Genomic DNA, 12,308 nt, shown 5'->3' with positions numbered 1-12,308 from the left:
TATCTGATGACGGTTAACCCAAAACGAGGTCACACTACCCACGCCCCAGAACGCCGCCAGCGCTATCACGCCCCACCGCGCGCTTTTCTCCCACGGAAAACCCACCGCTTTCCCCCGGCTATCGCGCACATGTTCCAGCACCCCGTTCCAACTGGCATCCCCCAGCCAGCCATGTTCCACCATCCCTGACGGCACAAACAGCGGTAAACTGAACGTCACCCCCGCCAGCCTCAACGGCGGCCGCTCTAACAACGGCGTTAGCTGCTTCACCAAACTTGTTACCCCGCCATCCCGCAAAGACTGCGCCAGTCGCAACAGAAAATCGTGACGGTTTTCCGCTATCGCCTGTTCCATGCCCCGGCTCGCCAGCGTGGGTATCAGGCTATCCAGACTCTGCGCCAGCATCTCGGGCGTCCCCCCTTCCGACAGAAAACAGCCCACGGTCTGAGTCGGCCGGTCGTGCTGGTCCCAGTGGCTGTGACGCACATTCCACACATACACCGGCGCCTGCCAGCCCAGCTGTTGCCCCTGTTTCTCCAGCATGCGCAACGAGGTCTCCATCTGCGTTCGCTGGCCAAGTTGGTCTTCGGTCATCACCCACACCACCCCATCCAGCGGGCGACGGCGACGCAGTTGACGCAATGCCTGTAACTGCGCTTTATCCGGCTGAACCTGCAAACTGCCGCCCCACAGCAACAGATTATTTTCGCCTTCCTGCCAGTGCTGGGCGGTCAACCCGGGGACAATGGCTTCTACCTGCTCCCGTTGTCCCATCACCAACAAAATACATACCCGCCGACGCCAGAAACGGCCATAACGCCGACCAAGCTGATATTGCAACCGCTGAAAATAAAATGGCGCTTCTGAGGATGCGACTTGTTCTACTGGCGCTTTAACCGCGCTTTCCCGTACGGGCAGACGCTGTTTGTAATCACGAAAAAGATTCAACAGCCATACCACACCCACCATGCTGACAATCCAGACGATTATTTTGACCGCCTGAGTAGATAACCCAAATCGATCGCCCCAGAAAGATAACAGCCCGCCCAAGACCAGTGCGATTAAACTGGTGACCAGACCTACCCCCAAGTTACGGGTAATAAAAGCTTTAAGCATGGAAGCCCCCTGATGAAGTGACATTGTTTGACGGGGAGAGAGTCCCCAGTTGTAACGAGGCATTGTGCGCTAGCAGAAAAAGCTGTGGCGCCTGCTGATATTCGGCCATTTTCATGGCGAGTGTTAATACAAACCAATCCGCATATGGCCCTGATTTCCCAAGCCAATGGGGTACAAACTGTTGATCAAGCGTTGTCGGCTCGCTCTGTTGTACGGATGATGGCAAGGTTTTTAATCTCTGATTCAGCCGAATTAACAACTTGTCTTTCTCCGGTGAATCCGCATCGTTGTACCACAGTGTCCCGGCCGTTATGGCAGGACGTTGATAACGCAGAAACTGAGCCACACTCTGCTCCGTCTCCGCCGCTACCGTAGCCATAGGCCGATGCAGACAACATTTTGCCGACAGCTGAGAAGAGGGAGGCGCCAGTAGCCAAACCACCGCGCCCTCACTGGCTGTCGCGAGTGTTTTATCGTCTTGCCAACACCATGCCATGACCAACAGCAATCCTTTGATTTCCGTGTTCAACCAGTCGCTTATCTGATGGGTATAATCGGATTTAAGCCCTATCGGGCCTTGTAGTTGAGACAGAGGCAGCCCCAGTTTTTGCCAAACCTGACAAAATTGCTCCCATACGACAGTTTCGGTCCTGTCTGATGAAAAATAGACATTCACTTTATGATTAACCACATGCGCGGCCAAACTACTGCGCACCGCTCCCAGTAAATTTTCAAACATGTTGAAATAACTGGAAAAAGGGGGCAATACCAGTGCGCTATCGCCATTGACCAATACCGCCTTATCCGCCGGTGACGGCACTTCCGGCGGGAAAAGCGCATCATAATCCACAACCCGTATCGCCTGAGAAGCCCACGCTTGCCAGCGAGCCTCCTGCCAGGCGTTCTCTTGCGTCAGCACTTCCGCCTGCTCCAGCTCCACGCCGTAACGAAACAGCCGCCAACCGGCAATCACCCCGAACAGTGCTGTTATTCCGGCTAAAGCGATCAATGCATAAAGCAAGCTGGCGGGATCTTTAAACAGATACCAGAAACCGCCGACAGCAACGACGACAGCGAAACAAGCCATACTGAACAGCCGCCGCCAAAGCGACCAGACCGGTGGTTCTGGCCGGTGTACGGAATAAGACTCTGGAATTTCCCAAGCCATTATTATGACTCCCCTATTCCGGCTTTCGTCGTACTGGAAATAACATAACAACCGCATTGGCAAAGCGCTTTATCAAATGCGACCGGTTTGCCATCGGAAATACATTGAGAATTGGCATTAACAATACGATTAATGCCATGCCCTTTTAGCGGACAACTGACTAAATCATTTAATAATGCAGCTCTTTTACCTTCAATTTCGATAGAAGAGGAAGCGGAAATCACTTCACCGCCGCTACTGAGCTTATCACCCAAGCGAATAATGCCTTCAAACATCATGATGCCTATATCAGTAAGGATAAATTTTTCACATTTAGAACGTGACAATATTATCGTTCGGATTATTCAATGCTGCCTGTGAAAGCAGTTTGATGACTTTTGTAAGATCGTCTCTTGCAACAAATTTCTTTGAAAATACAATGTCGATTTTTTTATTTAAATTAACAGAAATCAGTACATTACCTTCACGTTCCTCCACCCCTTTAATACATCGATAAGGCAAGAAAAGGGTTTTACTCAACGCGGTTGGTGTTAATAAAAAGCCCCCCTCTGTCTCGGCAAAGAAATAACGACCTTCTGTTTTACGATATGAGAGACAATGCATAGCCGTCATCATCATACAAATACTATTCACGCCCTTAATTGGCATAACCAGCGTTATGCAACCCAAAATACACATCCTTTTCCAATACCTATCCCGAAAAAAATAGACCTCGGAATTAGGCGTTATATTACCTGCCTGATATTGATATTCATAGAATGGGGATAGCGCAACTCGTTGAATTGACAACAAACACCCAATGAAATAAACCGCGCCAAATGGGAAAAAACAAGATGTAATAAACGAACTGATTTTCGCATACTTTGGCGCTTTGAGAATAACAAACAGATTAACCACCTCCAGCAAAATGAAAATCAACATCAAGACATTGAATATTGATAATTTAGCAACAAAATATTGCTCTTGATAAGAAAGAGCAAAATAACCCTCACTGGCTACCTTTATAACAACCAGTAAGACAAGATAGGTTAATACATTAATAACCAAGCCTATCCAAGCTATTTTATAGATCTGATTCACAAAAACTCCCTAATTTACACAAAATTACAAACAAACCCCATAAAAACAGATAAAACTTCACATTGGATAATTCGTTACTGAATTTTCCAAAGACAAGAAACTGCTTAATATCGCTATGACCCATCATAGATAATTCTGAGGACTATCTCATAAATCTTTAGCTCCATCCTATTACTTGAATCAGTAATAGTAGTAATAGCTGGAATAACAACGCTTATCTGGCAGCACTCTTTTACTATCCTTATTCAATTTTCCATCCGGGGAATGAGCTTTGATTTTCCTCAACCTCTTTTTTGTGAATTTCTCAAGATTAATCTCCGTAGGATTAGGGAATCCCAATACAGTAAAAATCTCTTCCGCCAGCCTGAGTGTTGGTTTAGGATTTCTCATGCAAGAAAAATAAACTAATGGTGAAAAGGCAATTGCTATCAAACCAAAAGACAAAGACATATATTTTATACAATTCACCATATATTTAACAAAATAGTCCATCATATATTCTATAATGAACTCCCAATCATCAAAAATCGCATCGATCGTGAATATAGGAAAAATAACTAAAGAACCATACCAGACGACACGTGCCTGATATTTGGCATTTGAATGAATACCCTGTTTACAACGTGGCGTCATAGAAACCACCCTTAATTCAGGATGGGCAATCGCATAAACCCTATAATGTCCCTCCTGCTCGGTTACCGCTAATTCAACATAATCACCCACTTTTGCGGCGGTAAACCCCAGCCAGCCGTGGAAGGGAACGCCATTGATTTTCCCCCGCACAAAATCACAGACATCACTTACCCTAACGGTGGTTTGTGAATGAGTACCCGAGGTATTTCCTGCTATCGACACCCCAACTCCCCGATATAATTTCCGTTCATTCTGACAGGCAGAGGCAGCCGGATCATATTCACGATCAGTAAAATAACCAATCACACACAGGGCCTCGAACTCTTCCAATACACCACTCACTTTGATTAAGGGCTTACCCGGCGGCAATTCCGGTGGCGGCGGCTCTTTTGCTAAAATCGCATCCAGTTCAGGAATTTTAGCTTGAAGATTCATTATTTCCTGTTCTGCTTCTTTTTTGCTATCGGGAAAATTGATGGCATGTTTTCGGTTTACATTAATATCAATCTCAATGCCTTTTTTCTGCCTTTTTATTTGCTCAAAATCAATAGCCTCTTTGTAAGAACGAAAGGTACTCATAAGCCCTCCTTAATTGCATTAGTAAAATTTTTACTTTGTTTTTCATACTGTTGGTTCCTATTATTTAATTATCTAAATCAGTAATAGTAATAATGGCTCAGGATACAAAGCTTATCCGGCAAGACTTCTTCGCTGTTTTCAGGCGATGGATTAGATTTTACCTCTCTAAGCCTTTTCTTGGTTAGTTTCTCAAGACTAATATCTTGCGGATTAGGAAAGCCTAATACTGAGAAAATATCCTGAGCCAGTTTAACTGACGGCCACGGTTTCTTAATGCTGGCAGAATACGCATAGAAAGAAAATATGGTTGCCAGAAACATAAGACATAAGATTAAAAGGTCTGCCCCATCCCAAAAATTGCCCCCACCTGAAAAAAAGATGGCGCCAAGACAAACAACAATGATTATAAAAAATACGCAGGAAGTATAAAATACTGCATCCCTTGCTTTTGACCGGGTTCCTTTATTACAACACGGCGTGATAGAAATCGTTCTGCCTTCAGGGTTTGTTAATGCATAGACAACATAATATTCTCCCTGATCAGTCACCGCTAATTCAACATAATCACCTGTTTTTACTGTAGTCAATCCTATCCAACCATGAAAAGGGATGCCATTGATTTTCCCCTGCACAAAATGACATATTTTACTTAATCGTCCCTCAGTCCGTAAATTCACCGCAGCCTGAGAACTATTTCCCAACATCGCCAGCAATAATGCACCAAATTGCCTATTCTCCTCCCAGTGGGCAAATTCTTCGGGGTCATATTTGCGATCAGCAAAATAGCCTTTGACACAGAGTGTTTCCAACTCTTCCAATACACCACTCACTTTGATTAAAGGTTTACGAGGGGGCAATTCCGGTGGTGGCGGTTCTTTTGCCAATATTGCATCCAGTTCAGGGATTTTGGCTTGAAGCTCCTCTATCGCTTTTTCTATCTCCTCGCTATCCTCAGGATAGCGCAGAATCGTTATTTCTCTCTTAACTGCTATCTGCGTATTAAGACTTTTTCTCTGACTTTTTATTTCCTCAAAGTCAATAGCACCTTTTAACATCTGATAAGTATTCATGAGATATCCTTCATTGCATCAGCAAATTTTCTACTTTGTTTTTCATACAGTTGATTCCTATTATTTGATTATCCAAATCAGTAATAGTAGAAATAACTTAATAAACAATGCCTATCGGGCCAAACACTTCCTTTACTGGATTCCTCATTCGGTGGGTTAGCCTTGATTTCTTTAAGCTTCTTTTTTGTGAACCGATAAAGATTAACTTCTGTAGGGTTAGGGAAACCTAGTGCAGTGAAAATCTCTTCTGCCAATCTGAATGTTGGTTTAGGGTTTCTCATGCAAGAAAAATATATAAATGGTGAAAGTATTGCTGCCGCCAGAACGCAGAAGAAACATACGTATTTCATATATTCAATAATATCCATTTTCACAAAAAAGACATCTATCATCATGTAAAAAAACATGAAAAATAAAAAGCAATACCAATTACCCCGTACCTGATATTTGGCATTCGAATGAATACCTTGCTTACAACGCGGTGTCATCGATATCACCCTTAATTCGGGGTGAGCAATGGCATAAACTACATAATGCCCCTCCAGTTCTGTCACCGCTAATTCAACGTAATCACCCACTTTTGCTACGGTAAAACCCAGCCAACCGTAAAACGGGACGCCATTAATTTTCCCCCTAACAAAATCACAAACATCACTCCTCCTATCTTCGGTTTGCGAAGTGATTGCCGCCCCCGCACTATTTCCTGCCATTGCCAACAATAATGCTCCAAACTGATTCCGCTCCTCTTTCCTGGTAAAAGCGACCGGATCATATTCACGATCGGTAAAATAGCCTATGACACATAGGGTTTCGAATTCTTCCAATACACCACTCACTTTGATTAATGGCTTGCGAGGTGGCAATTCCGGCGGTGGCGGCTCTTTTGCTAATATCGCATCCAATTCTGGGATTTTTTCTTTTGTTTTCTCAATCTCCTTTTCTGACTCTTCTTTACTTTCTGGGTGGCTTACTATCCAGTCAATATTAACTTCAATCCATGTATCCAGACTGCTTCTCTGACTTTTTATTTCATCAAAATCAATAGCATCTTTATAAGGACGAAAGGTACTCATAAGCCCTCCTTAATTGCGTCAGCAAAACTTTTGCGTTGTTTTTCATACCGTTGGTTCCTATTATTTAATTATCTAAATCAGTAATAGTAATAATAACTCCAAAAACAAGCCTGATCAGGCATAACCTTTTCACTCTCCTTATCGGATTGCTCGTCTGGAACATTGACTTTGATTTCCTTCAACCTCTTTTCTGTAAGTTTCTCAAGATCAATTTCCGTAGGATTAGGAAAACCTAATACCGTGAAAATCTCCTCAGCCAGCTTGAATGTCGGTTTAGGATTTCTCATGCAGGAAAAATAGATTAACGGTGAAAAAACAATTGCCATCAAACCACAAAATGAAGAGGTGTATTTTATATACAAAATAATATTTTCTCTGATTTGCTCAATAAAAACTCCCCCAATAATGAAAGCAAAGAAAAGCAGTAAAGAAGCATACCAAGCACCACGTGCCTGATATTTGGCATTTGAGCGAATACCCTGTTTACAATGCGGGGTTATAGAAACCACTCTCAATTCGGGATGAGCAATGGCATAAACTACATAATGCTCTTCTTTCTCTGTCACCGCTAATTCAACATAATCACCCATTTTTGCAGTGGTAAACCCCAACCAGCCGTGAAAGGGAATGCCATTGATTTTCCCTCGCACAAAATCACAGGAATCACTCTCCCGAACCTTGGTCTGAAAATTAGATCCCGAAGTATTTCCTGCTATCGTCAGCAATAACCCGCCATATAGTTCCCGTTCTTCCTGACGGGCAAAGGCGGCCGGATCATATTCACGATCAGTAAAATAACCAATCACACACAGGGTTTCGAACTCTTCCAATACACCACTTACTTTGATTAATGGCTTACCCGGCGGTAATTCCTGTGGTGGCGGTTCTTTTGCTAATATCGCATCCAATTCAGGAATTTTGGCTTGAAGTTCCGCAATGGCTTTTTCTATCTTATCTCTATCCTTAGGATAGCGCGGAATTACTATTTCTCGCTTAACCTTTACCGATATATCAATATCTTTTCTTTGACGTTTTATTTCTTCAAAGTCAATAGGATCTTTTAAAAACTCATATGTATTCATGAGAGTACCTTAATTGCGTCAGCAAAACTATTACGTTGTTCTTCACACAGCTTATTTCGCTGTGATTCAAGGTAAATAGATTGCGTGGACTGCAAATTCTTCACTGGCTCTAAACCAAAAACACAGCATCGGCACCATTTTTGTAAATCATTATCAGAAAAATACATCACTAATGCTTCAACCAGAAAAATAACGAGCATCACCTGCCAACTGCCTAACCAGCCAATCACTTCACATGCCAAAACCTTTTCCATCCTTTTAACGAGTAAACTTTCAGCCGAAATTAATGCCCTATCAATTAAGACTTCTAATAAACCTTTTAATGGTGCCGCTAATTGCATAACATCATAAGCACTTTTAAGACCGTAGAGACCAATAAACTGCCAGCGTCGTCCATTCCACAATTCAGATCCCAACTCACTGATATCTACTCCCAAATTTAATACACCAGAAACCGTACCCGCCCCCGCCCCAATAAATTTAATGGTATCGGCGGCAACCATATTTTCTATGCCGTGCTTCACCATCGGCTCCACAATCTCCATTGCTGTACTCAATGTGCTTAAAAACGCGGCGGTCACCTGGGCGTGGCTCTTGAGATCCCCTTTACTCTCTTTTCGCTGATTGGCATACTCCAGCACGTTAAAAAATAAGACTAATAATTTAATCCGGGATTTTTTCAATACCGGCTCTCCTTCGGCACTGTCAGCAAATTCCTTAAATTTATCGTTATAACTATTTTTCGTTTCAAGCAGAGCTTTTGTTCTCGATGCTTTAAGCTGCTCCAGTACCTGTAGCCGGAATAGATCCCCCTCTTGAAGCTGTGATACCGACAAACCAACCGCCTGATCAAACGGCACACCTGAAATCACCGAGAATAACCCCTTACTCAGCATTTCATTGGTACTATTCAGCACTTTTCCTAAACGGGTAAAATTAAAGAACCGGTCCCCCAGCGTGACCAGTCGCCGGTCACTGTGTAACATCGCCCGGGCAAAGGTACTGTCGGATTTGGGCGGCTTTTCCAGTGCCTCATTCGCTTTATCGTAGGCTTCAACCAATTTTCCACTCAGTGTCGTCACCGTTTTCATAAACGCTGAGATATCCGCCGGTTTTTCATTCCCCTTATTCAGCTTCATCTTCTGTAAAAACCCGTCCATCTCTTTCATCACTTCCGGGTTATTCAGCAATAACGAGCGCCAGATAATGTTATCCGGTGACAATGCAGAATATTCGTCAATTAAAGTATCTAAATAGGCACTCCCGGTTTCAGTCACGTTAAGCGAAGCGATGGCATAATCCACCGCCTCACGATAATTGAGGTTGTCCTCCAGTCGGGTGGAATGAAAATCCTGACAACAAGTGATAAACCGGCTCTGCTTTAACCAGCTCACCCTCAACTGGGCCAATTGCTCCAGCTTTTGCGCTATGTCAGTACAAAATTCAGCATAACATTGGTTAAATGCCTGCCGTTTAGCCAGATTCAGCTCTGCCGTATATTCTTTCCAGTTATCAGCAACCGCTTCGTTATCCGATTTGATCGCCTCAGAGGTCATCTCCTTTTTCAGATTGGCCAAATCTTGAGCGGGAATAAGCCCATAGCTTCCCCGTTTAATAATTGAGAGACTAACATTCACTCGCTCCTCCAAAGTTACAGCTCTTAACTGATGCAGTTGGTTCTCCGCACCGTTGAGCAAACTGTCAGTCATAAACTCAATCGACAATTCATCCAGAAAGGTTTTATGCGCCCCAACGATATCATCACTCCAGCCCGCTAATTCATGCGCTATCCCTATCGGATCATGCAGCGCTATTAACACCGGCGATACCGGCGTGCCATCTTTTGCCTGCCCCCGCTTTTGCATCGCCCTGACCGTGGTGTCCGCGCATCCCGCCCGCTTACTACTCCACGGATAAAGTGTGCCCTGTGGTTTCACTTCACTGTAATAAACCTTGTAGTAAGGCGCCTCCTCCAATGTCCCGCAGATACGCGTCGCTTTCGGATTACAGGGCAAAACACATTTACCGGGATTATTGTCACCCAGACCATAATCAATTACCCCATTCAGGTTCTCTACCGTCGCCTGAGCAATTCCTACCCCTTCCGGCACTCCGCGCCACTGCCACGGTTTCACGCACTGCATCCGCCTTTCCCGCGCTGCGCGGTTGTTGTGATAATACTCGATGGTCTCCCGGCTCCACATTGAGGGAGAGAAAGCCAGCCAGGTCTCCTGACGCAAAGCGATATCCCTGAGTGCGATAAATTCTACATTAGCGCTCTGATGAGTCGGCGCATGACAGTCTGCGGTTTTCTGGGGCAAGACACCAAAAGGCGCACTCAGATTTTGCCATAACGCACCATCCTCGCTGACGCTCCAGGTATCCCAACTCTCCGGTTCATCTAATCCGGCATTAGTATAATAGACATACAAAAAACCCTGCCGTAAGGCTCGCAGCGCATAATGGTAACCCGGCGCAGAAGGTTCTGGCGTTTCCGCCCACGTCGGTAAGGTTTCCGACACATTATCAGGCACCACGGTATAGCGCACTGGCAACAACGCCGGCCCGGTGGATTCACACGTATGACATAATGGTTGACTCATAACAACATCTCCTGATTCTTTAAGGGAATAATGGCAGGATTGGGATGGCCGCAGTCATCAGCCAGTGCCGACCACTCTTCTACCGTCAGTCCAGCGGTCCGCTCGACATAACCGCCAGCACTCCCGCCCTCTTCATGGGATAACAGCGACTGTATTCGGGGATGTAAATCAATCTCCGGGTGATATAGCAAGCCGTGCAGTGCGCAGGTTTCCAGATCTTGTACCGCATTAAAGGCGTAGCGTGTTGTCACCCGGCGCAGTAAGGCCAGCATAATATGCAGGGATCCCAGTTCCGTCCGGCGTAACTGGTCACGATGTGCCTGACGATATCGGCGCAATGCCCGATTCATCGGCCCTGACCAGGCCATTTCTGCTACCTGTTCCGCGGTCAATGACAGTGAAAAGATGTACAACTCATTCGCAGATTGGGCATTGTCCCGGCGCAGTAACTGGCCGTCGCCGTCAATCAAATACCAATCTGTTAACGGCCCCAACAAACGCGAGCGTTGCCAGCTATCCAGCAACGGCCAGAAGGCATTATTGACCGCCGGATCATAAAAGCGCAGCATGACCTGCGGCTGAAATGAGACGGACTGCACCGCCATCATACTGATATGGCGTGCAATCGCGGATGCCGGGCTGGCACTAAACAGCCAGCCACACACCATCCGCCCACGCCCGGCAATCAACTCCGCCGGATCGGTTTCCTGCAACGCCTGCGTGACGCTCAGCGCCAGCAGTTCAGCATCCTCCGGCTGATTAAGATTGAGTGGCACCAGCCAGGGCGAATAACGGGATTCGAAATGATGATGCTTTATCTGCGTCGGTATGGCCGCCGGCTGATGATTCAGGATTGCCGCCGGGAGTCTCTCTTCCTGTCGGTTTTTGAGAAAAACCGCCGGGTCAACCAGTAAAAAACCGTGTTCGCCATGCTGAGTAAATGCCGTACGCAAGTCAGCCAACAAACCGGTTTGCCGTCTGGTTTCAGCCTCGGGGGAAAAATTGTAATCCACTGTCAGTGGAATAGTTGTTTCTATCATGGTCTACACCTTATTTTTTCGTTACACCATCTTGATTACCCATCATCCGCTCTGCCGTTGACGCGCAACGCTCAGGCAACGTCAGGTCTGAACTCTGACTCACCGGGCCGTTTTTCTGCAAAATGTCACACTGGAAGCGGGCATTTTTAGGACCGGCAAAAGAAATATGGCCGTCTTTCAGCGAGATATAAGCCCCGCCGCACTCCAGACGCAGTTCCGTTTTCGCCGAGACGGTCACTCGATCCTGTTGACTCGCCAGCGTCAGCGCCTGTTGAGCCAACACCTCTACCGCATCAGTCTGTGCCTGAATCTCTACCTTGCCGGAAGCCGCCAGCAGCTTTAGGCCCAAGGTTCGGGTGAACAAGCTCAGCCCGTTCCCCACCGCCAGCCGGAATTTCTTCATAATGCTCATATCTGCATCACCGCCGACGGTGGTTATCAGGTTTTCCCCGGCGGAGAACTGCAAATTGCCCGGCGTCACCTGAGCAATGCCGGAGGGCGCAGAGAGTAAGAGCGCTCGCTGTTGTAATTCTTTCAGGGTTTCATTCATAAAGGCGGACTGGGTTTCGATGTCAGCCAGTTCCGCTTTCGCCGCCTCAGCGGCATAACGCAGCCCCGCCGCGGTCTGCAACGCCGCATCCAGTTCAGCCAGCGCACGCTGCATATCCAATTGCTGACCCGAGGCTTTAACCTGTTGATCGGCGCTGATAAACAGCCCTTTCCCGGCCCGGATCGCTCCCCAGTCGTCGGTGCGCAACTCAAACCCTTCGCCGCGCTTATTGGGATGCGGTCGCTGTCCATCCACCAGATGGCCCAGATTGAGCTGGCTTTTCCCGCCATATTCGGTACTCAGTTTGATGTGCT

General features: G+C 46.1%; 10 protein-coding genes and 1 pseudogene. All 11 read right to left on the bottom strand.

All coding sequences use genetic code 11. The annotated features are described in order from the left end of the window. Positions 1–1,116, bottom strand: a pseudogene (locus EAE92_RS23325) (ImcF-related family protein); the annotation flags it as partial. Further along, the gene (locus EAE92_RS23320; protein ID WP_214069770.1) at positions 1,109–2,284 is read right to left on the bottom strand and encodes a hypothetical protein; all 1,176 of its coding nucleotides are present in this window, start codon (positions 2,282–2,284) and stop codon (positions 1,109–1,111) included. The pseudogene EAE92_RS23325 and the gene EAE92_RS23320, both read right to left, overlap by 8 nt. A 2-nt stretch (positions 2,285–2,286) precedes the next feature. After that, positions 2,287–2,562: a PAAR domain-containing protein gene (locus EAE92_RS23315; protein ID WP_082302187.1), complete on the bottom strand. Its 276-nt coding sequence runs from the start codon at positions 2,560–2,562 to the stop codon at positions 2,287–2,289. Positions 2,563–2,596: 34 nt separating this feature from the next. Beyond that, positions 2,597–3,364: a hypothetical protein gene (locus EAE92_RS23310; RefSeq protein ID WP_214069769.1), complete on the bottom strand. Its 768-nt coding sequence runs from the start codon at positions 3,362–3,364 to the stop codon at positions 2,597–2,599. A gap of 180 nt (positions 3,365–3,544) precedes the next feature. Next, positions 3,545–4,576, bottom strand: a complete 1,032-nt coding sequence (locus tag EAE92_RS23305; protein WP_214069768.1) for a putative type VI secretion system effector — start codon at positions 4,574–4,576, stop codon at positions 3,545–3,547. Positions 4,577–4,653: 77 nt separating this feature from the next. Then, on the bottom strand, positions 4,654–5,646 hold the full coding sequence (locus EAE92_RS23300; RefSeq protein ID WP_214069767.1) for a putative type VI secretion system effector: 993 nt from the start codon (positions 5,644–5,646) through the stop codon (positions 4,654–4,656). Between the two features lie 77 nt (positions 5,647–5,723). Continuing rightward, positions 5,724–6,719, bottom strand: a complete 996-nt coding sequence (locus EAE92_RS23295; RefSeq protein WP_214069766.1) for a putative type VI secretion system effector — start codon at positions 6,717–6,719, stop codon at positions 5,724–5,726. Positions 6,720–6,796: 77 nt separating this feature from the next. Further along, the gene (locus tag EAE92_RS23290; RefSeq protein WP_214069765.1) at positions 6,797–7,801 is read right to left on the bottom strand and encodes a putative type VI secretion system effector; all 1,005 of its coding nucleotides are present in this window, start codon (positions 7,799–7,801) and stop codon (positions 6,797–6,799) included. Further along, positions 7,798–10,404, bottom strand: a complete 2,607-nt coding sequence (locus EAE92_RS23285; protein ID WP_214069764.1) for a T6SS effector BTH_I2691 family protein — start codon at positions 10,402–10,404, stop codon at positions 7,798–7,800. Before EAE92_RS23285 ends, EAE92_RS23290 begins: the two co-directional genes overlap by 4 nt. Beyond that, positions 10,401–11,444 (bottom strand): DUF4123 domain-containing protein, encoded by a 1,044-nt coding sequence (locus EAE92_RS23280; protein ID WP_214069763.1) that lies wholly within the window; start codon positions 11,442–11,444, stop codon positions 10,401–10,403. Before EAE92_RS23280 ends, EAE92_RS23285 begins: the two co-directional genes overlap by 4 nt. Before the next feature lie 10 nt (positions 11,445–11,454). Continuing rightward, the coding region (locus EAE92_RS23275; protein ID WP_214069762.1) for a type VI secretion system Vgr family protein at positions 11,455–12,308 on the bottom strand (854 nt) is incomplete at its 5' end.

Source organism: Photorhabdus hainanensis (assembly GCF_018448965.1).
In the GTDB taxonomy this organism is placed as follows: Bacteria; Pseudomonadota; Gammaproteobacteria; order Enterobacterales; family Enterobacteriaceae; genus Photorhabdus; species Photorhabdus akhurstii.
Note: the sequence above shows the minus strand (reverse complement) of the source record. Positions and strands in the feature narration are given on the sequence as shown.